26 protein-coding genes are annotated in these 25,674 nt (G+C 46.5%); 20 read left to right on the top strand and 6 right to left on the bottom strand.

The features are described 5' to 3' along the window. Window positions 1-9 precede the first annotated feature (9 nt). Together ACRRQV_RS13130 and arsC are read left to right on the top strand one after the other, a co-directional pair. Window positions 10-1,305 (top strand): arsenic transporter, encoded by a 1,296-nt coding sequence (locus ACRRQV_RS13130; RefSeq protein WP_432531584.1) that lies wholly within the window; start codon window positions 10-12, stop codon window positions 1,303-1,305. 18 nt (window positions 1,306-1,323) lie between these two features. Next, window positions 1,324-1,740: an arsenate reductase (thioredoxin) gene (gene arsC / locus ACRRQV_RS13135; protein WP_432531586.1), complete on the top strand. Its 417-nt coding sequence runs from the start codon at window positions 1,324-1,326 to the stop codon at window positions 1,738-1,740. 28 nt (window positions 1,741-1,768) lie between these two features. Here arsC and ACRRQV_RS13140 read toward each other — a convergent pair whose 3' ends face one another. Next, a complete protein-coding gene (locus ACRRQV_RS13140; RefSeq protein ID WP_432531588.1) occupies window positions 1,769-2,572 on the bottom strand; it encodes a GNAT family N-acetyltransferase in 804 nt (267 codons plus the stop codon). A gap of 213 nt (window positions 2,573-2,785) precedes the next feature. Here ACRRQV_RS13140 and ACRRQV_RS13145 point away from each other — a divergent pair, with 213 nt between their 5' ends. The 4 genes from ACRRQV_RS13145 (at window position 2,786) to ACRRQV_RS13160 (ending at window position 7,560) form a co-directional block, all read left to right on the top strand. Continuing rightward, window positions 2,786-3,712 (top strand): manganese-dependent inorganic pyrophosphatase, encoded by a 927-nt coding sequence (locus ACRRQV_RS13145; RefSeq protein ID WP_432531590.1) that lies wholly within the window; start codon window positions 2,786-2,788, stop codon window positions 3,710-3,712. A 424-nt stretch (window positions 3,713-4,136) separates the two neighbouring features. Beyond that, a complete protein-coding gene (locus ACRRQV_RS13150) occupies window positions 4,137-4,841 on the top strand; it encodes a DsbA family oxidoreductase (protein ID WP_432531592.1) in 705 nt (234 codons plus the stop codon). Between the two features lie 100 nt (window positions 4,842-4,941). Continuing rightward, window positions 4,942-5,571, top strand: a complete 630-nt coding sequence (locus ACRRQV_RS13155; RefSeq protein ID WP_432531594.1) for an FMN-dependent NADH-azoreductase — start codon at window positions 4,942-4,944, stop codon at window positions 5,569-5,571. A gap of 444 nt (window positions 5,572-6,015) precedes the next feature. Continuing rightward, entirely contained in the window at window positions 6,016-7,560 is a 1,545-nt protein-coding gene (locus tag ACRRQV_RS13160; protein WP_432531596.1) for an FAD-dependent oxidoreductase, read from the top strand. Between the two features lie 84 nt (window positions 7,561-7,644). Here the strand turns inward: ACRRQV_RS13160 and ACRRQV_RS13165 are convergent, their stop codons facing one another. Beyond that, entirely contained in the window at window positions 7,645-8,166 is a 522-nt protein-coding gene (locus ACRRQV_RS13165) for a YceI family protein (RefSeq protein ID WP_432531598.1), read from the bottom strand. A gap of 206 nt (window positions 8,167-8,372) precedes the next feature. On the opposite strand from ACRRQV_RS13165, the gene murB reads away from it, so the two are divergent. The 5 genes from murB (at window position 8,373) to ACRRQV_RS13190 (ending at window position 14,094) form a co-directional block, all read left to right on the top strand. Continuing rightward, window positions 8,373-9,290, top strand: coding sequence for a UDP-N-acetylmuramate dehydrogenase (gene murB / locus ACRRQV_RS13170; RefSeq protein ID WP_432531600.1), 918 nt, complete (start codon window positions 8,373-8,375; stop codon window positions 9,288-9,290). 150 nt (window positions 9,291-9,440) lie between these two features. Continuing rightward, window positions 9,441-10,916 (top strand): potassium/proton antiporter, encoded by a 1,476-nt coding sequence (locus ACRRQV_RS13175; protein WP_432531602.1) that lies wholly within the window; start codon window positions 9,441-9,443, stop codon window positions 10,914-10,916. Between the two features lie 156 nt (window positions 10,917-11,072). Further along, a complete protein-coding gene (locus ACRRQV_RS13180) occupies window positions 11,073-13,376 on the top strand; it encodes a penicillin acylase family protein (protein ID WP_432531722.1) in 2,304 nt (767 codons plus the stop codon). A 35-nt stretch (window positions 13,377-13,411) separates the two neighbouring features. Further along, complete coding sequence (locus ACRRQV_RS13185) at window positions 13,412-13,765, top strand: fluoride efflux transporter FluC (protein WP_432531604.1); 354 nt, start codon at window positions 13,412-13,414, stop codon at window positions 13,763-13,765. Then, window positions 13,762-14,094 (top strand): fluoride efflux transporter FluC, encoded by a 333-nt coding sequence (locus ACRRQV_RS13190; protein WP_432531606.1) that lies wholly within the window; start codon window positions 13,762-13,764, stop codon window positions 14,092-14,094. Before ACRRQV_RS13185 ends, ACRRQV_RS13190 begins: the two co-directional genes overlap by 4 nt. A gap of 302 nt (window positions 14,095-14,396) precedes the next feature. Here ACRRQV_RS13190 and ACRRQV_RS13195 read toward each other — a convergent pair whose 3' ends face one another. Continuing rightward, complete coding sequence (locus ACRRQV_RS13195; RefSeq protein WP_432531608.1) at window positions 14,397-14,816, bottom strand: universal stress protein; 420 nt, start codon at window positions 14,814-14,816, stop codon at window positions 14,397-14,399. Window positions 14,817-14,828: 12 nt separating this feature from the next. Beyond that, complete coding sequence (locus ACRRQV_RS13200) at window positions 14,829-16,301, bottom strand: SulP family inorganic anion transporter (RefSeq protein WP_432531610.1); 1,473 nt, start codon at window positions 16,299-16,301, stop codon at window positions 14,829-14,831. Window positions 16,302-16,504: 203 nt separating this feature from the next. On the opposite strand from ACRRQV_RS13200, the gene ACRRQV_RS13205 reads away from it, so the two are divergent. The 3 genes from ACRRQV_RS13205 to ACRRQV_RS13215 are packed head-to-tail and all read left to right on the top strand — an operon-like array spanning window position 16,505 to window position 20,064. Further along, window positions 16,505-16,876 carry an ArsR/SmtB family transcription factor gene (locus ACRRQV_RS13205; protein WP_432531612.1) on the top strand — a complete coding sequence of 124 codons (372 nt, stop codon included), beginning with the start codon at window positions 16,505-16,507 and terminating at the stop codon, window positions 16,874-16,876. Continuing rightward, window positions 16,854-18,923, top strand: a complete 2,070-nt coding sequence (locus ACRRQV_RS13210) for a heavy metal translocating P-type ATPase (protein ID WP_432531614.1) — start codon at window positions 16,854-16,856, stop codon at window positions 18,921-18,923. The genes ACRRQV_RS13205 and ACRRQV_RS13210 overlap by 23 nt, the downstream gene beginning before the upstream one ends. A 22-nt stretch (window positions 18,924-18,945) precedes the next feature. Next, window positions 18,946-20,064: a GNAT family N-acetyltransferase gene (locus tag ACRRQV_RS13215; RefSeq protein ID WP_432531616.1), complete on the top strand. Its 1,119-nt coding sequence runs from the start codon at window positions 18,946-18,948 to the stop codon at window positions 20,062-20,064. A gap of 45 nt (window positions 20,065-20,109) precedes the next feature. On the opposite strand, the gene ACRRQV_RS13220 is transcribed toward ACRRQV_RS13215, so the two are convergent. Then, window positions 20,110-20,265 carry a lmo0937 family membrane protein gene (locus ACRRQV_RS13220; protein ID WP_432531618.1) on the bottom strand — a complete coding sequence of 52 codons (156 nt, stop codon included), beginning with the start codon at window positions 20,263-20,265 and terminating at the stop codon, window positions 20,110-20,112. Between the two features lie 273 nt (window positions 20,266-20,538). Between ACRRQV_RS13220 and mntR the strand changes: the two genes are divergently transcribed. The 6 genes from mntR to ACRRQV_RS13250 all read left to right on the top strand — a co-directional run bounded on the left by mntR (window position 20,539) and on the right by ACRRQV_RS13250 (window position 25,133). Beyond that, window positions 20,539-20,961: a transcriptional regulator MntR gene (gene mntR, locus ACRRQV_RS13225; protein ID WP_432531620.1), complete on the top strand. Its 423-nt coding sequence runs from the start codon at window positions 20,539-20,541 to the stop codon at window positions 20,959-20,961. Between the two features lie 22 nt (window positions 20,962-20,983). After that, window positions 20,984-21,844: a CvfB family protein gene (locus ACRRQV_RS13230; RefSeq protein WP_432531622.1), complete on the top strand. Its 861-nt coding sequence runs from the start codon at window positions 20,984-20,986 to the stop codon at window positions 21,842-21,844. Window positions 21,845-21,897: 53 nt separating this feature from the next. Next, on the top strand, window positions 21,898-22,785 hold the full coding sequence (locus tag ACRRQV_RS13235) for a DUF1002 domain-containing protein (RefSeq protein WP_432531624.1): 888 nt from the start codon (window positions 21,898-21,900) through the stop codon (window positions 22,783-22,785). 132 nt (window positions 22,786-22,917) lie between these two features. Continuing rightward, window positions 22,918-23,886: a ring-cleaving dioxygenase gene (locus tag ACRRQV_RS13240; protein ID WP_432531626.1), complete on the top strand. Its 969-nt coding sequence runs from the start codon at window positions 22,918-22,920 to the stop codon at window positions 23,884-23,886. A 21-nt stretch (window positions 23,887-23,907) separates the two neighbouring features. Further along, window positions 23,908-24,189, top strand: coding sequence for a GNAT family N-acetyltransferase (locus ACRRQV_RS13245; protein WP_432531628.1), 282 nt, complete (start codon window positions 23,908-23,910; stop codon window positions 24,187-24,189). Between the two features lie 335 nt (window positions 24,190-24,524). Next, window positions 24,525-25,133 (top strand): DUF4064 domain-containing protein, encoded by a 609-nt coding sequence (locus ACRRQV_RS13250; RefSeq protein ID WP_432531630.1) that lies wholly within the window; start codon window positions 24,525-24,527, stop codon window positions 25,131-25,133. A 30-nt stretch (window positions 25,134-25,163) separates the two neighbouring features. Here ACRRQV_RS13250 and ACRRQV_RS13255 read toward each other — a convergent pair whose 3' ends face one another. Next, window positions 25,164-25,655, bottom strand: a complete 492-nt coding sequence (locus ACRRQV_RS13255; RefSeq protein ID WP_432531632.1) for a GNAT family N-acetyltransferase — start codon at window positions 25,653-25,655, stop codon at window positions 25,164-25,166. Window positions 25,656-25,674: the final 19 nt, after the last annotated feature.

Here is a 25,674-nt window from a genome sequence, read left to right on the forward strand (position 1 = left end):
GTTTTTAGCGTGGAAGCTTGGTTAGCAGGAATTATTTTTGTCATTACTCTTTTCTTGGTTATTGCCCAGCCAAGAAACTTATCGATTGGCTATTCAGCCATTGGAGGCGCGATTGTTGCGTTATTGTTCGGCGTCGTGGATTTTGGCGATGTTGGCGACGTGGCGGGGATTGTTTGGAATGCCACGCTGACGTTTGTAGCACTCATCATCATTTCCTTGATATTAGATGAAATCGGCTTTTTTGAATGGGCAGCTTTGCATATGGCCCGTTTTGCCAAAGGCAGCGGCTTGCGGATGTTTTTCCTCATAACGCTTCTCGGCGCTATTGTTTCAGCGCTGTTTGCCAATGACGGTGCGGCGCTCATTTTAACACCGATTGTCCTTGGCATGGTGCGCGCGCTGAACTTTAAAGATGCCATGATTTTGCCGTTTATCATGGCTTCCGGTTTTATTGCCGATACGGCGTCTTTGCCGTTTATCATCAGCAATCTCGTTAATATCGTCTCGGCGGACGTCTTCAATATCGGCTTTACCGAATACGCCTTGCATATGGTCGTGCCGAATTTGTTCAGCATCCTGGCAAGCATGCTGGTGCTGTATTTGTACTTCCGGAAAAGCATTCCAAAAGGCTTTGACAGCAGTGCGGTCAGAAGCCCAAGTTCGGCAATCAAAGACTTGAAATTGTTCCGCTTGTCGTGGATCGTTCTGGGCCTTTTGCTCGTCGGTTATTTCCTTAGCGGGCCGCTTGATATCCCGGTATCCTTTATCGCAGGAGCGGTTGCTATTTTGTTTTTGGCCATTGCCAGAAAAAGCGAAGCCGTCCATACGCGCATGGTCATTAAAGGTGCGCCCTGGGCGATTGTCTTTTTCTCGGTCGGCATGTACATCGTCGTCTACGGCTTGCGCAATGTCGGCTTAACGGCCGTGTTAGCTGATGTCATTGACTGGACAGCGAGCCATGGCCTTTATGCGGCGACCATTGGCATGGGCTTTATCGCTGCTGTTTTATCATCGGTTATGAACAATATGCCGACGGTCATGATTGATGCGCTTGCTATACAAGACACCAATACGACAGGAGTCATACGCGATGCGTTGATTTATGCCAATGTCATCGGCTCCGATCTCGGCCCGAAAATCACGCCGATCGGTTCGCTGGCTACGTTGCTGTGGCTGCATGTATTGAGCGCCAAAGGCGTCAAAATCAGTTGGGGCTATTACTTTAAAATCGGCATCATCTTAACGATTCCGACTTTGTTCATCACATTGACCGGATTGTATTTCTGGTTGTTAATTTTAAATTAATGAAAAGGCGGGAAACGAATGAAAAAAGTATTGTACTTTCTATGCACTGGAAACTCATGCCGCAGCCAAATGGCGGAAGGCTTTGGTAAAAAGTATTTGAGCGATGATTATGACGTGTACTCAGCGGGAATCGAAGCGCATGGGCTGAACCCGAAAGCCGTCAAGGCGATGGAGGAAGCGGGCGTTGACATTTCCAATCAAACTTCGGATCTTCTGGATATGGAGTTATTGAAAAAAGCCGATTTTGTCATCACGCTTTGCGGCGATGCCAACGACAATTGCCCGGCGGTTCCGCCGCATGTCACTCGCTGGCATTGGGGATTCCCTGATCCGGCGCGTGCAGAAGGAACGGAAGAAGAAAAGTGGAGCGTATTTCAAAGTGTGCGGGACGCCATGGAAAAACGCATCCAAGAGTTTGCGCAATCAGGAAAATAAAAAAAGGCTTGCGTTGGCAAGCCTTTTTTTATTTCAAAAATTTAGCCATATAAAGTTCGTCATATGGCTGTCCATCAATCATCAACGATCGTTTCCGGACGCCTTCTGATTCGTAGCCCGCTTTTTCATATAAGTTTTTAGCAGGAGTGTTTTCTGTAACGACGGTCAGTTCCAGCCGGCTGACGCCTTTGGCGGTTGCCCATTCTTCCGCTCGTTGAAGGAGGGAAGTGGCAATGCCTTTGCCGCGTGCATGTTCTTGGATGCCCAGCACGATAGCTGCGCGGTGAGCTGCTCGTTTTGCTGAATTTCCGATTACCATTAAATAGCCGACGTGTTCGCCGTTCAAAATGGCGATAAAAATAGTGGAGTTGCCGCTTTTCTTCCATTCGATGATTTGTTTTCTTACTTTCTGTGTGGATTGAATGCGTTCGTCTTTGCCGTACAACATAAAATCGGACTCTGCTTCCACTGTTTTTTGCAACGTAACGAGTGAACTCGCATCTCCATGTTCAGCCGTGCGGATTAAAAGTATGTCTTCATTGGGGTCGGTGTCATTTGCGCCATTGCCATTTGCCAGGTCAATTCGCTCAAAGACAACAAATTGATTCGGTTCCACTTCATTTACGAGATATCCGGCATCGATCCAAGCGTGGAAATGCTTGGCTGGCGGCTTTATTTTTTTCCACCAGCTTTTATTCAAATAAGCGGCGTTTGGCAATTGTTGTCCCATGATTTTTTCAATTTCAGTAAAACTCAATCTAATAGAGGGGTTTGAAGCTGTTGAAAAATAATTCGCTAGTGGAATGTATTTCTTTTCCAGTAAAATGGTCATTATTTATCCCCTTTCCGCTTAAATGAAATTTTTATTATAAGAATTATATCATTAGTCCTATTGATAAGTACATATATTTTCCTTAATAATTAAAAATTCTATAAATTACCTACTTTCTTTTTCGTTTTATAGAACTTTTTTACTCGTTTTTCCATTCGGCCGACTTATGGTAGAATAATCACGGAAACCTATAACGACCAGGAGGCAAAATTCATGTCAAAAGTATTTGTGCTAGGCCATAAAAATCCAGATACAGATTCCATCTGTTCAGCTATTTCGTATGCGTATTTAAAAAACCAAATTGGAATGGATGCAGAACCGATTCGTCTGGGTGAATTGAACAACGAAACCATTTTCGCGTTAAACGAATTTAAATTTGAAGCGCCGCGCCTTGTTGAACGCGTTTCGTCGGAAGTGTCGCAAGTTATTTTGGTCGACCACAATGAGCGTCAGCAAAGCGCAGAAGATATCGGGGAAGTGCAAGTGATCGAAGTGGTGGACCATCACCGGATCGCGAACTTTGAAACAACCGATCCTCTTTATTTCCGTGCAGAGCCGGTTGGCTGCACCACAACAATTTTATTGAAATTGTTCAAAGAAAACGGCGTGGATATTCCAGCGAACATCGCCGGTTTGATGTTGTCGGCGATCATTTCCGATTCGTTGTTGTTCAAATCCCCTACATGCACAGAGCAAGACGTCCAAGCAGCAACGGAACTGGCAAAAATTGCAGGCATCAATGCTGCTGAATATGGGCTTGCCATGTTAAAAGCAGGAGCTGATTTAAGCAATAAAACCTTGGAAGATTTGATGTCTTTGGATTCGAAAGAATTTGAAGCAGGTGAACACCGTTTTGAAGTGGCGCAAGTCAACGCAATCGGTGTAGATGAAGTCATCAGCCGCCAGAAGGAGTTGGAAGTGTTGATGGAGCAAGTCATCGCCAAAAAAGAATTGAGCTTGTTCATGTTTGTCGTCACGGACATTTTGACAAACGATTCAGTCGGCATCGTCCTCGGCAAACAAGCAGGCGTCATCGAAGCGGCTTTCAAATCAAGCGTTGTCGATAACCGCGTTCTTCTGCCAGGCGTTGTTTCGCGCAAAAAACAAATCGTTCCTGTCGTTACAGAAGCACTTAGCTGATTCCCTTTTGGGAGTCAGTTTTTTTGGTTCTAAAGCGATTTCCATTTAACCAGTAAACGTTCCTTGGCGGCTGCATTCAAAATAAATTGCATTCGCCTATATAAGTTGAACTAATGATTCCCAATTGTCGATATTCCGCAGGCAAGTATGGGCCGAACAGCATTCGGCCAATACTTTGCGACGACGTGCGCAGCACTGCAGGAGCAACGCTCTTTCATGTCTCGAAGCTAGCGTAGCGATGTAGAAGCAGTACTCGCTACATAAATCGCGTAGAGCCCTGCCCAAAGCGGCCGAAGCGGTGTGTAAAAGCTAGTTTTTTTAGTTCAACTTATATAGTAACTTTCTGCGAAAAAAATAAGCTTGCGAGCAAAAAAATTGAGGAGCCTCTTTTCAGTTGTTATAGTAAATGCAAGAGGTGGATAAAATGAAGATAGAAATATGGTCAGATTATGTGTGCCCATTTTGTTACATAGGCAAGCGTACGTTTGAACAAGCATTAAAAAAATCCGGTTTTGAAAGCAAAGTGGAAATTTCCTTTAAAGCTTTTCAATTGGATCCGAATACAGCACCTGATACGGAGATATCCGCCTATGAACACTTGGCGCAAAAAATGGGCCAGTCGATTGAACAGGCAAAAGAGATGACGCAAGGCGTAGCTGCCCATGCCCGTACAGTGGGCCTCGAGTATGATTTTGACAATATGATGCACGCCAATACTTTTGCTGCTCATCGCTTAGCGAAATGGGCTGAGAGTTTAGGCAAAGAAGCGGAAGTTACGGAAAAATTGCTTCACGGCTATTTTGTGGAAGCGAGAAATATCGGCAGCGAAGATGTGCTGCTCGCTATTGCAGAAGAAATTGGATTGCCGCACGACGAAGCGCAAGCCGTCTTGGCAACCGATCGATTTAAAGCGGAAGTGGAAAATGATATTGAAGAAGCACGCCAGATTGGTGTTCAAGGAGTTCCTTTTTTCGTGGTTAACCGGAAATATGCACTTTCAGGTGCGCAGCCGCTAGAAACATTTGTGGAAGCCATCATCCAAATTGCGGAAGAAGAAGGCATTCGACCGGCCTTAAAACCGCTTGGCAGCAAAACAAGCTATTGCACCGGAGATTCTTGCGATGCATAACCGAAAGCAGAGTGATTGACTTTCACTCTGTTTTCTTTTAAAATTAAATTATCTTGAATTAAAGATAAATAATATTAGAATAAAAGGAGTTTTATAAATAATGAATGTATTGGTAGTAAAAGCAAACAACCGTCCCGCCGCTGAAGGCGTTTCTAGTAAAATGTATGAGGTATTTATGAACGAAATCGGCACAGATGCAAATGTAAAAACCTTTGACGTCTTTAAAGAAGACATGCCATATTTTGGCCAAGATTTCTTTGATGCTATGGGGAAATCAGTGCATGCCGAGCCGATGAGTGAATTAGAGCAGCGTATTTTAACAGCTTCTGCTAAAGCGATGGACGCATTTATGGATGCGGACGTAGTTGTATTTGCGTTCCCGTTATGGAACATGACAATTCCTGCGGCGCTTCAAACGTTCATTGATTATATTTACCGTGCAGGCGTGACGTTTAAATACACAGCTGAAGGCCCGGTTGGCTTAGTTCCTGAGAAAAAAGTTATCATTTTAAATGCCCGCGGCGGAATTTATTCCACTCCAGAAATGGCGCCAGCGGAAATGAGCGTGACGTATATCCGCAACATTATGAACTTCTTTGGCATCCAAGACATCAATGAAGTGATTATTGAAGGACATGCACTTGATCCAGAAGCAGCGCCTTCTATCATTGAAGCAGGCATGGAGCGTGTAAAAGAAGCGGCTCGTTCACTTCAATCAGTCAAAGCCTAATCCCGAATAATGAGCTATACAAGTTAAACTGGTAATTCTACTTGTCGATATTCCGCAAGCCAACTCCGCTTTCTTGCGGGTTTGCTCCATATCTTCTAACCTGCCAGCAGTAATATGGCTATTATGCTGGGTATCTCTTCTAGTAGTAAGAAATCTCTTAGCTTCGGCGCGTCCACGGGCTAGGCAAGGAATTGCCGCAAAGGAAGTTTGAGGCAGTTCCTTTGCTTCGAAGCTAGCGCAGCGATGCAGAGACAGGAGTACTACTCGCTACGTAAATCGCGTAGAGCCATGCCCAAAGCGACCGAAGCGGATTATAAAAATATACTTTTTTTAGTCCAACTTATAAAAGCCCAAAAGCGCAACTTCGCTTTTGGGCTTTTTCTATTGATTAAAATTAAGAGCAGAGGGTAGTTAGTAACTAAAACGGTTGTTAGGAGGCAGGATATGTCAAATGAAACCAACACAAGCCGCGTCCCGGAATTTCCAAAGTCTTATTGGCGCGATGTGAAAGGAATTCCAAGTTTCCCGAAATTGCAGGAAAACCAATCAACGGACATAGCTGTGGTCGGCGGCGGAATCGCTGGAATCATCAGCGCATATTTGCTGGCGAAAGCGGGCAGAAAAGTCACGTTGATCGATGCCGGAAAATTGCTGGATGGCGTGACAGGAAATACAACGGCTAAAATTACTGCACAGCATGGGCTGTTCTACTATCCATTGATTAAAATCATGGGTGAAGAAAAAGCTCGCCTTTATTACGAAGCGAATTTGGATGGGTTGGATTGGATCAAGCAAACGGCAGCGGAATTGAACATCGATTGCGACTTTTCGCATCAAAATGCTTTTGTTTACACAACAACCAAAATTGCCGCCAAGCTGATTGAAAAAGAAGCGGAAGCGTATGCTCAGCTTGGCATCGATGGCGGATTGGCGAAAGAGCAAGTCGAGCTTCCGTATCCGGTGGAAGAAGCCATCGTGATGCGCAACCAAGCCCAGTTCCATCCCGTAAAATTTCTGGCAGGCCTTGTGAAAGAACTGAAAGACATGGGCGTTGACATTTACGAGCACACGCGGGCTACGAAGATCTTGAAGAAAAACGATCCGGTCATCCAGACGGAAAATATGTCGCATTTGTCGTGCAATAAAGTAATCGTTGCAACGCATTACCCGTTCAACGATGCGGACGGCATGTATTTCTCACGGCTTAATATTACGCGTTCTTATGTTATTGGCGTCAAAACAAAAGGGCCGGTGCCTAATGATATGTACGTCAGTGCAGATATGCCATCGCGTTCTTTGCGCTATGCCACTACCGATGACGGCGAAAAGCTGCTGCTGATCGGGGGGGAAGGCCATCCGACCGGGAAAAGCAAAGAAACGATGCAGCATTACCACAACCTCGAAAAGTTTGGCGAAGAGCATTTCGGGATTGAGGAAATTCCGTATCGCTGGTCAGCACAGGACATGACGACGCTCGACAAAGTGCCTTATATCGGAACCAGTACAGCAGGCTATGACAACATCTTGGTCGCTACCGGTTTTCACAAATGGGGAATGGCCCACGGAGCTGTGGCTGGAAAGCTGTTGTCCGACCAAATCTTAGGCCAAGACAATCGCTACGCGAGCCTCTATGATCCGACTCGCCCGAAAATGAAAGCCGTGGACATTGCGAGCTTCATAAAAGACAACGCGGGAGTGGCGAAAGAGCTGGTCAAAGGAAAACTGAAAATGCCGATAAAAACAGTGGATAGTTTAGGTAAAGATGAAGGCGCCTTTGTGAAAGTCGGCGATAAAAAAGCAGGCGGCTATCGCGACCAGTACGGCCAAATCCACCTTGTCGATACAACGTGCACGCATATGGGCTGCGAAGTAGCATGGAATACAGCAGAGCGCTCATGGGATTGCCCTTGCCACGGTTCACGGTTCTCTTATACCGGTGAAGTAATGGAAGGACCGGCTGTCAAACCGCTGAAGAAACTTGGAGATTGATTAGATGCAAATAAAAAAGCCGTTAATTCGAAAACGAATTAACGGCTTTTTTATTTAAAATAATGTGGACGAGCTTTTCAACTCTTATGCAGGGTTTGCTTCAAGTTCAAGAGAAATCTTGATATCTTCGCCAACAAGGACGCCGCCTGTTTCAAGAGACTGGTTCCAAGTAAGGCCAAAGTCTTTGCGGTTTACTTTTCCTTCAGCGCTAAATGCAACAACTTCTGCGCCCCATGGGTTAGTGCCTTTGCCGCCATATTCCACTTCAAATGTAGCTGGGCGAGTAACGCCTTTCATTGTCAAATCGCCAGTCAATTCATACTCGTCGCCTTTTTTCACGATTTCATTCGCTTTGAACGTGATGTATGGGAATTGCTCAGCATCAAAAAAGTCGGCACTGCGCAAGTGGGCATCACGGTCTGCGTTGTTTGTGTTAATGCTAGTTACATCAATTTTGAAATCAATTAAAGCACCTTGAAGATCTTCTTCGTTTGCTTCAACCGTTGCTTCGAAAGCAGCGAAAGAGCCTTTTACTTTTGAAATCATCATGTGTTTTACTGAAAATCCTACTTCTGAGTGAGCTGCGTCTACTGTCCATTTTTTCATGTGTATTGCCTCCTAAGATTATTGTTCTATAATCACTATAGCCAAAAGAAATCTTAGTGTCAATAGGTTTTAATTAATAATTCTCGAATTCGAGATATTATTTTTTTATCGGACTTTTGAACGGAAGATGCCGTTTTCGCTTGTAAAATGGTGCATAACATATGATACTGAAGAGAATGAAAAGAATTAGAAGGGATTTGCTTTGAATGACGAAAGAGAGATGGTTATCAGATTTGCGTGGCTTTTTGCCTGAAGAACAGGTGAAAGTTGACGAACCGCTACACCTTCACACGCTTACGCGAATGGGTGGGCCAGCTGATATTTTTGTGACACCGAAAACTGAAGATGAAACTGTTTATACAGTAAAATATGCATACGACAACAACATTCCGCTTTTGCTTCTCGGAAACGGCTCCAATATGGTTGTCCGCGACGGAGGAGTCCGGGGAATCGTTTTAAACTTGAAAGGCTTGCACGTGATTCGCATCGACGGCGCTACGGTTTATGCGCAAGGCGGAGCAAACATCAAGGAAGTGTCGAAGACAGCTGCTTCTCACCGTCTGACGGGATTGGAATTCGCTTGCGGCATTCCAGGATCGATCGGCGGAGCGATGGCAATGAACGCCGGCGCTTACGGCGGGGAAATCAAAGACGTCATCAAGCAAGCGACCGTCCTAACCCGCGAAGGCGAAAAACTTATTTTGTCAAAAGAAGATTTGGAGCTAGGCTACCGGAAAAGCATTATCACGAAAAAAGGCTATTACGTGCTGTCTGCGGAATTCGCATTGGAATTTGGCAAACAAACCGTTATCGATGCAAAAATGAGTGAACTGACCTATCAACGGGAAACCAAGCAGCCGCTTGAGTTTCCTTCTGCAGGAAGTGTCTTCAAACGGCCGCCCGGCAATTTTGCCGGCAAGCTGATCCAAGAAAGCGGATTGCAGGGAAAAGGCTTTGGCGGAGCGGAAGTTTCAACAAAGCATGCTGGATTTATCGTCAATAAAAACAATGCAACAGCGAATGATTATATCCAGACGATTGAAATGGTTAAATCAGCAGTTCGTGAAAAATTCAATATTGATTTGGAACTTGAAGTGAAAATTGTTGGAGAAGATTTAGTTTAATAGAAATTAGAAAGCGGCGTGCCTGTACTGGGCATGCCGCTTTTAATTTGGTGAATCGGACAAAGCAAAATATTCTTAGCCTAGTACAACACTGCTATTCGGCAAAATAAATGTGATATAATTAACTATTCAGAAAAAGGAGGGGAAGGGATGATCGAGCTTTCGACGAACGGCATTATTTTGATTGGCGGCATTTTCCTCCTAGCCGGCGTACTAATGACAAAAGTTTCTTCGCGTGCCGGTGTTCCCTCCCTTGTCCTCTTCATGATTATCGGTATGTTTTTAGGAAGTGACATAACCGGGCTCATCTATTTTTCCAACGCAGAAATTGCTCAATTGGTCGGAATTGTTGCCTTGATTTTTATTTTATTCGAAGGGGGGTTGCAAGCCAGCTGGAAGCATATGAAGCCTGTTCTGGGCGGATCTCTCGTCTTGGCAACCGTCGGAGTTGTCATCACTACACTGGTTGTGGCAGAAGCAGCTTATTATATCCTCGATATTAATTGGGTCGAAGCACTTTTGCTTGGCTCTATTGTCGGTTCGACTGACGCTGCGGCGGTGTTTTCGGTTCTGGCAGGCCAAAACATCAAATCAAAAATTTCCTCTACGTTAGAAGCGGAGTCTGGAACCAATGATCCGATGGCGATGTTTTTAACGATTACGTTTATCCATTTGCTCGAAACGCCGGATTTGTCGGTTGGGGAAATGGTCGGCAGTTTTGTTTTAGAGATGGGCCTCGGGGCAATCATCGGTTTAGGGCTCGGTTTTTTTGCGGCATGGGTGATCAATCACAGCAATTTGGACGCTTCCGGCTTGTATGCGGTTTTGTCAGCAGGCTTTGCCATTTTTATTTACAGCTTTGCGGCGACGCTGCACGGAAGCGGGCTGCTGGCTGTTTATCTCGCGGCGCTTGTTATTGGGACGCGGGAATTGACGCACAGCTATTCCATTGTCAGCTTCCATGAAGGGGTCGCGTGGCTCATGCAAATCTTGATGTTCGTCATGCTTGGCTTGCTTGTTTTTCCAAGGGAATTGGCGGACTGGGACTTGATTTGGAAAGGGCTAGTGCTGTCGTTGGTGTTATTGCTTGTGGCGCGGCCGCTTGCGGTTTTTGCTTCCACCAGTTTCTTCGATTATTCCATAAAAGAAAAAATTTTCTTGTCCTGGGCAGGGCTAAGAGGAGCTGTTCCAATTGTTCTTGCCACGTTCCCTTTGCTGGCAGGTGTGGAAAATAGCTTTTTGTTCTTTAATATCGTATTTTTCATCGTCCTGACATCTGCTTTATTTCAAGGGTCGACCATTCCGTTTATGGCGAAAAAGCTATCGCTCAATGGCCGCCAACAGCCAAAACGCATTCATTCGCTGGAATTGGTTTCGATGGACCGGGCAAATGCCGAAATGCTGGAAATCGAGCTGTCGGACAAATCGCCATTTGCGGGGCAATATGTTCAAACGATAGGTTTGCCAAAGCAGACCGTCATCAGCGCCATCATCCGTTCGGGAAAACTCGTCATGCCGACCGGCAAAACAAAGCTCCGGGTTGGCGATGTGCTCTATGTGTTGACCGAGAAAAAGCAAGTGGCCAAAGTGAAAATGGTGTTAGGCGAAGAAGACAGGCGACATTGACCCGCAGCTGCGGGTTTTTTATTTTTTCCTAATAAAGGATTTTTTGTTTGAACAGTCGAATGAAAAAACAGAAAGAAAAAGGGGGAGTAGGGGTTGGCGAAGCAAACGAAAAAAGGAAGAAAGCTAAAATGGATTTTGGGCATATTAGGAGTACTGATGGTTTTGGTGGTAGGTGCGCTCATTTTTGTAAACGTTTACATAGACAAATCCAAACCGGTCATTGAAGGGGAACAGGCCGTCAGCATTCTCGACAGCGAAGTGGTGGTGACGCGGGACGATATGGGCGTGCCGCATATTCAGGCGGAGTCCGATGCAGATTTATACCGGGCGCAAGGCTATGTGCAAGCGCAGGACCGGATGTTCCAAATGGATTTGTCCCGCCGCCAAGCAAGCGGCCGATTAGCGGAAGTTGTAGGCGCGGCCGCTGTTGGCACGGATAAGTTTTTCCGGACGTTTAGTTTGAGGGATGCGGCTGAAAAGTCATGGAACGGTTATAACGCAGAAGCAAAGCAAGTGCTCGAGTGGTACGCAGAAGGCGTCAATGCTTACATGCAAGAAGCAAAAGAAGAAGGGACGTTAAGCTTTGAATTTACGCTGCTTGGCTATGAGCCGGAAGAGTGGACGCCGACGGATTCATTGACGATCGGCAAGTTCATGGCCTACGACCTTGGCGGCAACTGGTCGACGCTTGCCATCCGCCACTGGGCATTAAATGAATTCCCTGAAGACAAAGCGAAAGAATTGTTCATCACGTATCCGGAAAATGCTCCCGCTATTATTGAAGCGAATTTAAAGCAGCCGGTAAAAGTGGCAGGCGAGTTTGACGGTTCGGTCATCCCGCCGGAATTCAACGGCAGCAACAACTGGGTGGTCTCAGGAGACAAAACGGTAAGCGGCAAGCCGCTATTGGCGGACGATCCGCATTTGGGGCTCAGCACGCCGTCCATTTGGTACCAAATGCATTTGGAGTCGCCTGAACAAAATGTCAGCGGCGTTATTTTTGCAGGAATTCCGGGCATCATTTTAGGCCATAACGAAAAAATTGCGTGGGGCGTCACGAACGTCGGGCCGGACGTACAGGATTTGTACATTGAAACGCCGAATCCGGAGAACCCGACTCAGTTTTTATATGAAGGGAAATGGGAACAAGCGGAAGTTCGAAACGAACCGATTAAAATAAAAGACGGCAAGACGGAAGAGTTTGAAGTGGTCGTGACGCGCCACGGCCCGATTATTTCGAATGTGTTGTACGAGGAAGAAGATCCAGGGGCGCTGTTTTCGATGCAGTGGACAGCTTTGGAACCGACACTCGAACTGCAAGCGGTGCTAAGTTTCAATAAAGCATCAGATTGGAATGAGTTTGAAACGGCGATGGAGGATTTCCAATCGCCTGCGCAAAACTTTGTATTCGCCTCAACCGATGGCACGATTGCTTATAAAGCGAATGGACGCATTCCAATCCGCAAAACGGGTGATGGCCAGCTGCCGGTTCCAGGCGATTCCGCGGATTATGGCTGGAAAGGCTATGTGCCGTTTGATGAACTGCCTAAACTGGTCAATCCGAAAGAAGGGTTTATTGCCACGGCGAACAACCAAGTGGTGGACGATTCGTATCCGTACCATATCACCGATTTCTGGGCGCAGCCGTATCGCTATGAGCGGATTGCGGAAGTACTGGAAGCATCGGACGAGTTGACGCCTGAAGATATGATGGCGCTGCAGATGGACCAGAAGAATTTGTATGCAGCGGAGTTTTTGGACGATATGATCGCCGCTGTCCGAAGTGAAACCCATGACTTTGACGACTTGCTCGATATGATGGAGCAGTGGGACCAAGTGGACAGCAAAGACGAAGCCGCGCCGCTTGTTTTCCATCAATGGATGAAGAAATTGCCGGTGACTTTACTGGCTGACGAGTTCCCGGAAGATGTGTTTGGCATGCTGCCTGGGAAAAATCATATCACCGATGAAATGATGCGCGATGCGTTTGCGGGCAATGAAGGGGCGTGGGTAACCGAATACGGCGGCACGGGCAAATGGCTGGCCGATTCGCTGGAAGCGACAGTATCGGAACTCGAAGACGAGTTTGGCGACAAATTCAACGATTGGAACTGGGGCGAACGCCACCAGTTGACGTTCCCGCATCCATTGGCAGGAGCATCGCCGATTTTTGAACAGTTTTTGAATCCGGATCCCGTGCCGATTGGCGGATCGAATATTACCGTTCAAGCGGCAGCGTCTGATTCAGAAGGAAACGTTGACCACGGGGCTTCCTGGCGGTTTGTCGCCGATTTGAGCGATTTGTCTTCGGCGTATCACATTGTCGGGCCGGGTCAGAGTGGGCACATGAAATCGGATTATTTCCACAACCAAGTGGACGATTGGGCGGAAGGCAACTACCACGAAACGGCGATTGACGGGAATGCCAAAGGATCCGAATTAACCCTGTTGCCTGAGTAAGCTATAATGGAGAAAAACGGATAAGAGGCGGTTTGGTGAAACAGATTTTGGCAGTGGGCGTTGGCGGCATGATTGGCTCGCTATTGCGGGCCTGGGTATACGCTTTAGTCCCGGGCGGTTTCGGGTTATGGGCCGTCAACCTCGTCGGCAGTTTTTTCATCGGTGTGGCAGCAGCGCGGCTGAACCGAAAACCGGCTGAGTTGAGGCTATTGGTATCTACCGGATTGCTTGGGGCTTTTACCACATTCTCCGCTTTCTCGAATGACTGGTTTCATTATTTGGATGCATCCATCTTTCTCGGAATGGCGTTTGCTTTGTCGATGACACTTGGCTGCATTGCGGCAGCAGCTGGCGGCTTATGGGTTGGAAGAAGAGGTGAGTCCGTATGATTGCCGTTGCAACAGGCGGATTTCTTGGGGCGATTGCCCGCTATCTTTTTTATCTTTTAGCTGAAAGCAAAGCGTGGCGACCGAAAATTGCGACTTGGCTTGTCAACAGTTTGGGTTCTTTTGTGCTCGGGGCTTTTATCGGCAGCGGGCAGCTGAACGTTTTTTGGGTGACGGGTTTTCTCGGCGCCTTTACAACGTTTTCAACGATGGCGCTTGATGTGGTAAAGGATTTGGAAGAAGGAAAGATTGGAAGCGCAGTGCTGTATGCCGCTGCCAACTTAGCATGCGGCATTGCTTTGTTCAGCATTGCTTATTGGATAGTTCAATAAAGAAAACGGCCCGCAACTTTGCTTGCGGGCCGTTTTTAGCTGGTGAAATGGTTGAATGTGCGTATTCTTGGCTGAGCGTGCATAAGATTTCGTAAGCGTGCGTATTTTCGGCTGAACGTGCATAAGATTTCGTAAGCGTGCGTATTTTCCGCTGAGCATACATAAGTTTTTATAAGCGTGCGCATTTTCGCCTGAACGTGCATAAGTTTTCACAAGCGTGCGTATTTTGCCGCGCAGAGTATGAAATTGCGTCTTCCTCCAACAATAAAACGGCCAGGCATGTTCACGCGCCTGGCCGTTTCTTATTTAACGATGATAACCGGCGCCTGCACGCGCTTTGCCACTTTGTGGCTGACGCTGCCGAGCACCATTTCCTGAAAAGCATTCAAGCCGCGGCTGCCGATAAAGACGATGTCGTAGCCTGTTTCGTTGGCATGCTGGACAATGGTCGATCCCGGAGTGCCGTGCAATGTTTTAGTTTCAAAAGCGATGCCTTCCGAACGGAAAATATCTTCCAACGGCAGCAAGTGCTTGCGCCGTTCAAAATGGACTTCGTCGCTGCTTTGTCCGTGAAGAATTTCAGAGCGTGCTTTTTCATAATCGATGACATAAAGAAGGGTGATAAGTGAATCGGGATTTGCTTTTGCCATTTTCACCGCTTCGCGAGCGGCCCGTATCGAATGGTCGGAACCATCTGCTGCAACAAGAATTTTTTGATACATCCAAAATCCCCCTTAATGTTGGCTGGAACTTTTAGTGCCCTTGCCATAAGTCGCCAGTTTGTCGACCAGCTTTTGGCTGGACGCGTTCAGCCCGACAATGTCCACTTTTTGTGCTTTCGCCTGCAATTTATTCATCACGCGGTCTACGGCCCCGACGCCTGAATCGTCCCAAATCGTGGCATCTGAAAAGTCCAAAACAATGTGGTCAGCTGAGTCGACCGTATCGAAAAATGCCACGAAATCTTGGGTAGAGGCGAAGAAAAGTTGGCCATGTACTGTATAAACATTCGACGCATCCTTTTCATTTTCCTTTTTTCGCACGTCTACTTTGGAGATTTTCGCTGCGAACAAAACTGCGCTCAATACGACGCCAGCGAGAACGCCTTTGGATAAATCATGCGTGTAAACAACCACAATCACGGTTACCAGCATGACAATGGCGTCGGCTTTTGGAGCAGTCGCCAAATACTTGAACGACCCCCAGTCGAATGTGCCGATGCATACCATGACCATGATGCCGGCTAAAACCGGCATCGGAATTTGCACGACCCAGTTGCCGAGGACGATAATCAAAAACATCAAGACGGCACCGGCCGTAAACGTGGACAAGCGGCCACGGCCGCCAGACTGAACGTTGATGCCGGATTGGCCAATCATCGCACAGCCTGCCATGCCGCCGAAAAAGCCGGTGACGAAGTTGGCGATGCCTTGTCCACGTGCTTCCTGGTTTTTATCCGAATCGGTTTCAGTGGCATCATCAAGGATCGACGCCGTCAAAAGCGATTCCAACAAGCCGATAATGGACAGCGCCAAAGCGGTTGGGAAAATGATCTGCAAGGTTTCAAAATTGAACGGAACGTTCGGCAGGAAGAACGTCGGCAGCGCTTGCGAAATCGTACTGAGGCTTCCGACATTTTGCATATCGATTCCAGTGTACATTACAATCGCGGACAGCACGAGAATTGCGATAAGCGGTGCCGGAATTGCCGTGAAAAAGCGCGGCAAAATGTAAACGATGGCGAGCGTTACGCCGACAAATACATACGTAATCATGTTAATTCCAAAAATGAAGGGCACTTGTGCCAAGAAAATCAAAATGGCCAGTGAGTTCACAAAGCCGATCATGACCGCGCGCGGAATGAATTTCATAAACCGGGCAATGTTCAGCATTCCCCAAACCACTTGAAGAATCCCAGTTAAAATTGTCGCAGCGAGTAAATAATCTAAGCCGTGGTCGCGCACTAAGGACACCATGGCGAGCGCCATAGCGCCGGTAGCTGCGGAAATCATGGCAGGGCGGCCACCGACAAACGAAATGATGACGGCGATTGAGAAGGAGGCATACAGACCGACCATGGGATCGACGCCTGCAATGATGGAAAAAGCAATCGCTTCCGGTATTAAAGCAAGCGCCACAACAATCCCTGCCAGTATATCGGCACGGATATTGCCGAACCACTGCTCTTTATAAGATAGGGTGTTCAAAAATTTCCACTTCCTTTATTAAATTTTATGACTCCTCACTCTCAGAGAAGTCCCGGGGGAATCGCAATAGTAAAAACTTTAGCATTTTTTATTCCGCATGTAAATATCCATACAATCAAATGAGCGTTTGACTATTATTGTCGGAAGATTTATACTAATAAAAAACACTCAAATGTTCGTTTGAATGAAAGTGGGTAGAGTCTATGAAAGAGATTTGCGAAATCACAAAAGTCCATCCGGAAGTGGTCGACCACGTCCAAGCGCGAATGGCCGATATGACGGAAGTCGCCAATTTGTTTAAAGCGCTGGCGGATGAAACGCGGTTGAATATTGCCTATGCCTTAACAATAGAAGAAGAAATGTGCGTCTGCGACATTGCAGCCGTCATTGGCTCTTCAACTGCGACCGCTTCGCACCATCTGCGCTACTTGCGGGATAGAGGATTGGCGAAATCAGTGCGGAAAGGAAAACAAGTTTATTACTCCTTGTCGGATGCCCATGTGTACCAGCTCGTAACCATTGCCCACGAACATGCGAAAGAAGGTGCTGAGGATGCAAAAAACATACCGTCTTGAAAATTTGTCCTGTACCAGCTGTGCGGCAAAATTTGAAAAAAATGTCCGGGAACTTCCGGAAACCTCTTCAGTCAATTTGAATTTCGGAGCTTCCAAACTAACTGTCGATGGCAACGTATCCATCGAAGCGTTGGAGAAAGCAGGGGCTTTTGACCATATCCGTGTCTACCCCGAAAAAGCACAAGTCGAGCATGTGCCTTTTTACAAACGGCGCCAGACGATCGAAACAGCCATTTCGTTTGTGCTGTTGGCGATTGGGATTATTGTGTCGCTTCAAACGAGCGAAACCAGCCCTCGCGCAATCGGTTTGTTCGGTTTGTCGATTTTCATCGGCGGCTACGGCATGTTCTGGACCGGGATAAAAAATCTAACAAAATTGCAGTTTGACATGAAAACTTTGATGACCATCGCAATCATCGGTGCCGTCATCATCGGCGAATGGCGCGAAGGAGCCGTTGTGGTGTTTTTATTCGCTGTCAGCGAAGCGCTGGAAGCTTTTTCGATGAACAAAGCCCGCCAATCGATCCGTGGTTTAATGGATCTGGCGCCAGCCCGTGCGTTGATTCAGCGCAGTGGCGAACTGCTCGAGCTCGATACGGAAGACATCCGGATCAATGATGTGCTAATTGTGAAACCGGGCCAAAAAATCGCCATGGACGGGACGGTGCTGCGCGGCACGTCTTCGGTCAACCAAGCGGCGATTACCGGTGAATCGATTCCGGCAACGAAGCAGCCAGGCGACGACGTATTTGCGGGAACGTTTAACGAAGAAGGCGCCCTTGAGGTGAATGTTACGAAGCGCGTGGAAGATACAACGATTGCTAAAATCATTCATTTGGTCGAAGAAGCCCAGGCCGAAAAAGCACCGTCGCAGAAATTTGTCGACCGCTTTGCCAAATATTACACACCGGCGATTATCGCCATCGCGTTTTTAGTGGCGATTGTGCCAAGTCTAGTTACCGGAAATTGGGAGTTGTGGGTGTACCAAGGGCTTGCCGTACTCGTTGTCGGCTGTCCGTGTGCGCTCGTCGTGTCCACGCCAGTGGCAATTGTCACAGCGATCGGCAATGCTGCCCGGCAAGGCGTGTTGATTAAAGGCGGCATCCATTTGGAAGAAACCGGACGCATTCAGGCGATTGCGTTTGATAAAACCGGCACATTGACGAAAGGCTATCCCGAAATGACCGATGTGTTTGCAGAATCCGGGTACACGGAAGAAGAAGTGGTGAAAATTGCAGCTTCTGTAGAAGCGATGTCGCAGCATCCGCTGGCGCGTGCAATCATGGTCGGCGCGCATGAAACTTATCCATATGAAGACTTTCAATCGCTTACCGGCAAAGGGGCCAGTGCGTTGGTCAACGGCATCCGCGTTTCGGTCGGCAGTTTGAACTGGGCTGAAGAACAAGGATTTGCCATTCCAGCGCCATATCGTACACTTCAAGAAAGCGGCAAGTCGGTGACTGCAGTCTTTTCCGAAATGGAACTGATCGGCGCCATCGCAGTGGCGGACGCCATCCGAAGCGAAAGCCCGGAAATCATAAAAAATCTAAAAGACATGGGCATCCAACATACGATTATGTTGACAGGCGACCATCCGGCAACGGCGAACGCCATTGCTTCGAAAGTGGGGATGACCGATGTCCGCGCTGGATTGATGCCGGAAGACAAATTGTCGGCCATTAAAGAACTTCAACAGACGTATGGACGCGTTGCGATGGTCGGAGATGGCATCAACGACGCACCGGCGCTTGCCGCGTCATCCATTGGCATTGCGATGGGCGGAGCCGGAACCGATGCCGCATTAGAGACTGCGGATATTGCGCTGATGGCCGATGATTTGGAAAAACTTCCGTATACGATTCGACTCAGCCGAAAAACTTTGCGTATAATAAAAGAAAATATCATTTTTGCCTTGGGATTAAAAATAATTGCTTTGCTTCTGATTATTCCAGGATGGCTGACATTGTGGATTGCGATTTTTGCGGATATGGGTGCTACGCTGCTCGTTATTTTAAATGCGCTTCGGCTAGTGAAAATTCAGAAGTAGCAAGTGCATGGGGGATAAAGTTGTGAAACTGACAGAATGGACAATGGAAGAACAAGAACAACTGATTCGTTTTATGACGACAAATTCATGGCCGTTTCATGGGATTGAACACCCGGTCCGGGCATTGATTCAAAAAACGATTGAAGAAGGCGGCTATCAATCCGACCAAGTCACTACGTTTTGGATTGAAAACGAGCAAGGCGAACAAGTCGGCCTCGTGAAAATTTTCGATTTGCAGGATGACATTCCGCTTTTCGATTTGCGGATTGCCGATCCGTATCGCGGGAAAGGCTACGGGCCAAAAGCGCTTAAAATGATTGCCGATCACGTCTTCTCTTTACCCGAAAAGAAAATTCGTCTGGAAGGCAATACGCGACATGACAATTTCGCGATGCGCAAAGCGTTCGAGCGGGCAGGCTTTGCCAAAGAAGCCCATTTGCGCCAAGCATGGTTTTCGCCAATCGAAAATCGCTATTACGATGCCGTGACTTACGGGCTGACACGGGAAGACTGGCAAGCGGGCGTCACGACGCCGGTGCATTGGGATGATGCTATCGACACGCCGAAAGAGCCGACGTTTAATCCGGTGCTGCTTGATTTCCCGGATGAATTTGAATCGGAACGGTTGTTGATCCGGGCACCGAAACGCGAAGACGCCAAACTGAGTTATCAGGCAGTTCTTCATTCCCTAGATGCCTTGCGTCCTTGGATGCCGTTTGCGCAAAACAAACCGGATTTGGAAGAAATGGAAGCCAACCTGATTGAAGCCATTGCGGATTTCCAGTTGCGGAAAGATTTGCGGCTGCATTTCTTCTCGAAAGAAACAGGGGAATTTATCGGATCTTCCGGCCTTCACCGAATCGATTGGGCCGTCCGTAAATTTGAAATAGGCTACTGGGTGGACAATCGTTTTGAGGGCAAAGGATATGTAACAGAAGCGGTTGACCGCATTGCGCGTTTCGCTTTTGAAGAACTGGAGGCTAATCGCGTGGAAATCCGCTGCGACCCGGACAACGTGAGAAGCCGAGCGGTCGCCGAGCGGCTCAACTTCGAATTGGAAGGCATACTGCGAAACGACGCGATTTCCAAAGTGGGAAGAAAACTTCGCGATACGTGCGTTTATGCAAAGATAAAGCCATAAAAAAGAGGCAACCGGGATAAATTCCCAGCTGCCTCTTTTCTTTGCCTAAACCCCCCGTCTGCCGGAGATTAAGTTTACGATGAAAATGATGACTGCAATGACAAGGAGAATATGGATTAATCCGCCTGCAATGTCCATTACAAATCCGATTAACCAAAATGCTAGAATAATAACTAAAATAATCCAAAGAATGCGTCCCATGTTCCTCACCTATCCTTTCTGGTTCGATAGTATTAGATACCCTCGTGTAATGAGAATAAAACCTGTATAAATTTGGCAATAGGGAATTGCTTCTTCTCCGGCTTTATAAGAAGAAAGGGAGAACCCGTAAAAGAACAGTTCATTGTTTAGTTAAAAGGGCGCAATTATGGACATAGCAGAAAAATGAATCTATTTCTGGAGCGGCCGGGCGCGGTTGTTCGATAGTGTGCGGTATAGTAAACTGAATAGAGCCACGTTAGGGAGGAACCGATTTTGCCTACTCCAAGTATGGAAGACCATATTGAAATCATCTATTCACTAATTGAACAAAAAGGGTATGCGCGCGTATCAGATATTGCGGAAGCTTTATCGGTTTTGCCTTCTTCCGTGACGAAGATGGTCCAGAAACTGGATAAAGACGGATATTTGATTTATGAGCGGTATCGTGGGCTTGTGTTGACGCCGCAAGGCCAGAAATTAGGAAAGCGGCTCGTGAAGCGTCATGATCTGCTTGAACAATTTCTTCGATTGATTGGCGTTGACGAAGAACGCATCTACAACGATGTGGAAGGAATTGAACACCATCTTAGCTGGAATTCAATAAACCGGATTGCCGATCTTGTTCAAGTGTTGGAAGAGCATCCGGAATTTATAAAAGAACTGGAAAAGCTGAAAAACGAACAAAACGAATCATAAATGATACAGGAGGTTTTATTTTATGGCATTGCACCCAGGATTAAAAGCAACATTGCGCATTAAAGACCGGTCGACTTCTCAATGGGTCTTAACGGATGGATCGGGAGATGACGTGTTGATGAACGCGTCTGAAATTGAAGAAGGGCAAGTCATTGGCGACGTTATTGAAGTATTTATGTACCGAAATCGTCAAGGGGGCATTTCAGCAACGCCGATGATTCCCCATATTTTGCCGAGTGAATACGGTTGGGCAAAAGTTTTGAAAATTTCACGCCGTGAAGGTGCGATTGTGGATATCGGCACAACACGTGAAGTGTATGTACTCCCAGCGGATCTTCCGCAAGTTGAAGAATTATGGCCGCAGCCAGGTGACCATATTTTCATGACGCTCCGCACAGACCGCTATGGCGACTTGTACGGACGCCTTGCAACGGAAGAAACCGTCATTGAATTGTCGGCTCCGGCGCCGGAAGAAGTATTCAACAAAGACTTGAAAGCACGGGCTTATCGTTTGTTGCCTGTCGGATCATTTATGCTTTCGGTACCGGAAATGTACCGGATTTTCATCCACGAATCGGAACGGGAAGAAGAACCGCGCCTTGGGGAAGAAAAAACAGTCCGTGTCATTGGCGTCAAAGAAGACCGGACATTGAATGGATCGCTGCTTCCTCGGAAACAAGAACGCTTGTCGAGCGACGCAGAAAAAATCATGGCCTATTTGGAAGAGTCGGGCGGCCAAATGCCGTTTACCGACAAATCAACGCCAGACGAAATCCAGGAAATGTTCGGCATGAGCAAGGCTTCCTTCAAACGCGCGCTCGGCACATTGTATAAAGCCCGAAAAATCGTACAAGAAGAAGGTTGGACAAAATTCACCAAGTGATGCAACCTTTTCCAACAAAATTCGTATTAATTTGGAGAAAGGGGCAATAAACCATGAAAAAAACATTATCTGCCATCGCTTTAGTTTTAGCGGTATCAGTCGTACAACCCGCCATCGGCTCAGCCAATGAGGGCATCAATGAAAAATTCGGCTTGCCAATCGCTGTTTTCGGCGGCAACTTGTCCGCTGCTGAAAAGGAAAGCGTTGCAAAAAGCTTAGAAGTGACAGGCGATACAGAAGTAGAAGAAATCGAAGTGACGGGGCAGGACCTTGCCAAATACATTAAAGACAGTGATGCTCGCTCGCGCATGTATTCTTCCGCTAAAATCACCCGCAAGAACGAAGGCGAAGGCTTGGTCATTCAAATCGTCACTCCGGACAACATTACGGAAGTAACGACGGAAATGTATGCAAACGCCATGCTGACTGCAGGAATCGAAAACGCGACCGTTGAAGTGGCTGCGCCAAAACCGGTTACTGGCCATTCAGCGCTTGTCGGCATTTACAAAGCATATGAAGTCAACGGTGAAGAATTGGATCCGGAACGGACCGATGTAGCCAACGATGAATTGACAGTAGCTACGGAAATCGCTGATAGCGGCGTAGACGATGCAAAAGTAAGTGAATTGCTTACGGAAATCAAAAAAGAAATTGCCGAGCAAAATCCGGCAACGCGTGAAGAAGTAGAGAAAATTGTTGAAGAGCAATTATCGAAACTGCAAATTGAGCTTAGCCCGGAAGACCGAAAACTATTGACTGATTTGATGGACCGGATCCGCAAATTGGATATCGATTTCTCAAAATGGTCGAACGAACTAGAAGGCTTGAGCAAAACGATTGAAGACAAAATCGGCACCGTGGTAAACGATGACGGCTTCTGGCAAGGCGTAAAGAACTTTTTCAACAAACTGATCGATGGCATCCGTGGATTAGTAAGCTAAAAACGAAAGGCCCATCAGCAACTAGCTGATGGGCCTTTTTATTTTAAGTTCGCTTTCTTGCAGAGGAGAAAAGAACATGCTAGTATTAGGATAATATCTCGAATTCAAGATAATTTAAAGGAGGACATCATAATGAAATTAGAAGGCATTCATCACGTTTCTGCTATTACAGCAAATGCAGACAAAAACCATGACTTTTTCACGCGCATACTCGGCATGCGTTTAGTGAAGAAAAGCGTCAACCAGGACAATACATCTTCTTACCATTTGTTTTATGCAGACGCTGTCGGGACGCCGGGAACCGATATGACATATTTTGATATTCCGATGGCTGGCAGAACCTACCCCGGAGTGTCGAGCATCAGCAACACCGCGTTTCGGGTAAAAAGCGAAGAAGCGTTGCCTTACTGGATTCAGCGCTTTGACGAATTCAATGTGCCTCACGGCGAAGTCGAGCAGCGCTTTAACCGTTCGACAGTCACGTTTCAAGATTTTGAAGGATCGCGCTTGATGCTTGTAGTCGATGATGGCTCAGGCATCGCACACGGCATTCCGTGGACGAAAGCAGGAGTGCCGGAAGAATTTGCGATTGTGGGGCTTGGGCATGTAACGCTGACGGTACGAAAAGCAGAGAAAACCGCAGCAGTTTTGACAGACATCCTCGGATTTGAACAAATTGGCTCTTATTCGTCGACGAATGACGGCATGGGCGATATTTTGGTGTTTTCGACAGGAAAAGGCGGCCCTGCTGGCGAAGTACACTTAGAAGAGCGCACGGATTTGCCGCCGGAACGCCCCGGGCGAGGCAGTGTCCACCATGTTGCGTTTCGTGTTAAGACCTATGAGGAATACAGTAAATGGAACAGCTATTTGCGTTCGCACGGTTTTGTGACGTCGGGTGAAGTAGACCGCTATTACTTTAAAGCGATTTACTTCCGTGAACCGAATGGCATCTTGTTTGAACTTTCAACAGATGAACCAGGTTTTGCAACGGATGAACCAATGGAAGAGCTTGGCAACAATTTGGCTTTGCCGCCATTTTTAGAGCCGAAGCGAGCTCAAATAGAAGCTTCTTTACGTCCCTTGGCCATTAACGAATAATTTAATGAGGAGGATTCAGAAATGGAATTTAAACTGAAAGAACTCGGCCATGACGAATTTGCTTACCAGCTCGAAGAAAACGGGAAGATCAAAGCTGAAATTACATGGACGGAATTAGCAAATGTCATGGTTATTGAACATACATTTGTTGATGAATCGATGCGCAATCAAGGCTTGGCGAAAAAACTATTGGATCAAGCGGCAGATTATGCCCGTGAGCATACGTTTAAAATGGAGCCTGTTTGTTCGTATGCGGTGGTCGCATTTGAGCGCTATAAAGACTACGATGATGTAAAAGTATAAAATCAAAAAAAGCAATCCGCTGTTTTATCGAGTGGATTGCTTTTTCTAAGTTTTTAATATGTAATTATTCATTCGTACCTCCGCATTAAATAGCTGTCATAAAGAAAACGATTGCTGTTAAAATGGAAGCTCCACCAACACCGTACATAAAATCTGCTTGATTAAAAATAAGCTTTTTTTCCATTATTTAGAACCCCTTTCAAATGTTTGATAATAATAAAATACCCGGAAAGCTCTTTTTTAAACAGGTTTTATTCACTTTTTTAAGGGAAATGAAGTAAAGATAGCGAATAGTGTTAAAGAAAAAGTCGAAAATTTTAAAAGAGGTGATTTGAATGAACCAAGGAAGAATAAGCAGGGGCGGCGAAAAAGCGCTGGGCATTATCGGAATCATTTTTAATCTATTGACGATTGCTCTTCTTGTCTACATGATTACAAGTTTCGGGCAAATCCAAGGAACGCCACAGTTTGAACAATTTGAAGAAGAAATGAGAAACGATCCAAGTCTGGGCAGCCCGGAAGACGCCCAAATGGTAATCGATACCCTTACAACAAGTATTGGGCCAATTGGTTGGACCTTGGTCGTATTGTTGGCTATTAGTACAATCTTTGCGATTCTTGCCCTATTGAATTTGCGAAAAGACAAAAATGCCAAACTGGCAGGTGCTTTTTTCATCATCGCTGGACTTTTTGCCGGAATTTTATCGTTGACTTCGATTTTATTCTATATCGCAGCCATTATGTGTTTTGTGCGCAAAGCAAAACCAGGCAGAGACGATTACAGCAATCCTAATGACCGTAATCGTTACAATGATGGGCGCGGCGGAAACTCAGATGATGTTTCCCACCATAAAGACCACGCGGAAAACCGTGGAACTGATGCAAAAGATCGGACAGAAGACGCGATCCACGACAAAGAAGATACACCATACCGTCCTTTATAAAAAAAGGGCAAAAAAGAAAGAAGCCGCTTTTTACAAAGCGGCTTCTTTTAAATTGAAAACATATTTAGCGATTAAAAGCGGGTACCCTTCAAACAGATCCTCGAATTCTTCGACAAATTCAAAACCGTTGCTTTCATAAAAGTGGCGGCCTTTTAAATTTTCGCTTTCTACATATACAAACAATTGCGAGCCATTCAATAAATAAGTCAAACCGCTAGCCAATAGTTGTTTGCCGTAACCATTGCGCTGATGTTCAGGCTTTAAGTACATGGCAATCAACTCGGCATCGCCGTCTTCATCAACTTTTGTGAAATTCGCAAAACCAACGGGTTGGCCTTCGTGTTCAGCCAGGAGCATGATTGTTTTCTTTAAACGCATTTCCATCATTGGAAATGAGTAGGATTTATCTAAAAAGCTTTTTTGGACGGGGAAGGGAATGATTCCTTCGTAGGTGTCATTCCAGCTAATGTAGGCAATTTCCTGAACAGAAGAAATATCTTCTGTTGTGCCTGTGCGAATCATGCAATCACCTCTAAAATTC

It is taken from the genome of Planococcus sp. YIM B11945 (genome assembly GCF_050864155.1).
Classification (GTDB): Bacteria; Bacillota; Bacilli; order Bacillales_A; family Planococcaceae; genus Planococcus.

Coding starts and splice junctions, on each gene's coding strand:
- arsC (WP_432531586.1), top strand. CDS start 1,324: ATGAAAAAAGTATTGTACTTTCTATGCACTGGAAACTCATGCCGCAGC.
- ACRRQV_RS13140 (WP_432531588.1), bottom strand. CDS start 2,572: ATGACCATTTTACTGGAAAAGAAATACATTCCACTAGCGAATTATTTT.
- ACRRQV_RS13145 (WP_432531590.1), top strand. CDS start 2,786: ATGTCAAAAGTATTTGTGCTAGGCCATAAAAATCCAGATACAGATTCC.
- ACRRQV_RS13150 (WP_432531592.1), top strand. CDS start 4,137: ATGAAGATAGAAATATGGTCAGATTATGTGTGCCCATTTTGTTACATA.
- ACRRQV_RS13155 (WP_432531594.1), top strand. CDS start 4,942: ATGAATGTATTGGTAGTAAAAGCAAACAACCGTCCCGCCGCTGAAGGC.
- ACRRQV_RS13160 (WP_432531596.1), top strand. CDS start 6,016: ATGTCAAATGAAACCAACACAAGCCGCGTCCCGGAATTTCCAAAGTCT.
- ACRRQV_RS13165 (WP_432531598.1), bottom strand. CDS start 8,166: ATGAAAAAATGGACAGTAGACGCAGCTCACTCAGAAGTAGGATTTTCA.
- murB (WP_432531600.1), top strand. CDS start 8,373: ATGACGAAAGAGAGATGGTTATCAGATTTGCGTGGCTTTTTGCCTGAA.
- ACRRQV_RS13175 (WP_432531602.1), top strand. CDS start 9,441: ATGATCGAGCTTTCGACGAACGGCATTATTTTGATTGGCGGCATTTTC.
- ACRRQV_RS13180 (WP_432531722.1), top strand. CDS start 11,073: ATGGTTTTGGTGGTAGGTGCGCTCATTTTTGTAAACGTTTACATAGAC.
- ACRRQV_RS13190 (WP_432531606.1), top strand. CDS start 13,762: ATGATTGCCGTTGCAACAGGCGGATTTCTTGGGGCGATTGCCCGCTAT.
- ACRRQV_RS13195 (WP_432531608.1), bottom strand. CDS start 14,816: ATGTATCAAAAAATTCTTGTTGCAGCAGATGGTTCCGACCATTCGATA.
- ACRRQV_RS13205 (WP_432531612.1), top strand. CDS start 16,505: ATGAAAGAGATTTGCGAAATCACAAAAGTCCATCCGGAAGTGGTCGAC.
- ACRRQV_RS13210 (WP_432531614.1), top strand. CDS start 16,854: ATGCAAAAAACATACCGTCTTGAAAATTTGTCCTGTACCAGCTGTGCG.
- ACRRQV_RS13220 (WP_432531618.1), bottom strand. CDS start 20,265: ATGGGACGCATTCTTTGGATTATTTTAGTTATTATTCTAGCATTTTGG.
- ACRRQV_RS13230 (WP_432531622.1), top strand. CDS start 20,984: ATGGCATTGCACCCAGGATTAAAAGCAACATTGCGCATTAAAGACCGG.
- ACRRQV_RS13235 (WP_432531624.1), top strand. CDS start 21,898: ATGAAAAAAACATTATCTGCCATCGCTTTAGTTTTAGCGGTATCAGTC.
- ACRRQV_RS13240 (WP_432531626.1), top strand. CDS start 22,918: ATGAAATTAGAAGGCATTCATCACGTTTCTGCTATTACAGCAAATGCA.
- ACRRQV_RS13245 (WP_432531628.1), top strand. CDS start 23,908: ATGGAATTTAAACTGAAAGAACTCGGCCATGACGAATTTGCTTACCAG.
- ACRRQV_RS13250 (WP_432531630.1), top strand. CDS start 24,525: ATGAACCAAGGAAGAATAAGCAGGGGCGGCGAAAAAGCGCTGGGCATT.
- ACRRQV_RS13255 (WP_432531632.1), bottom strand. CDS start 25,655: ATGATTCGCACAGGCACAACAGAAGATATTTCTTCTGTTCAGGAAATT.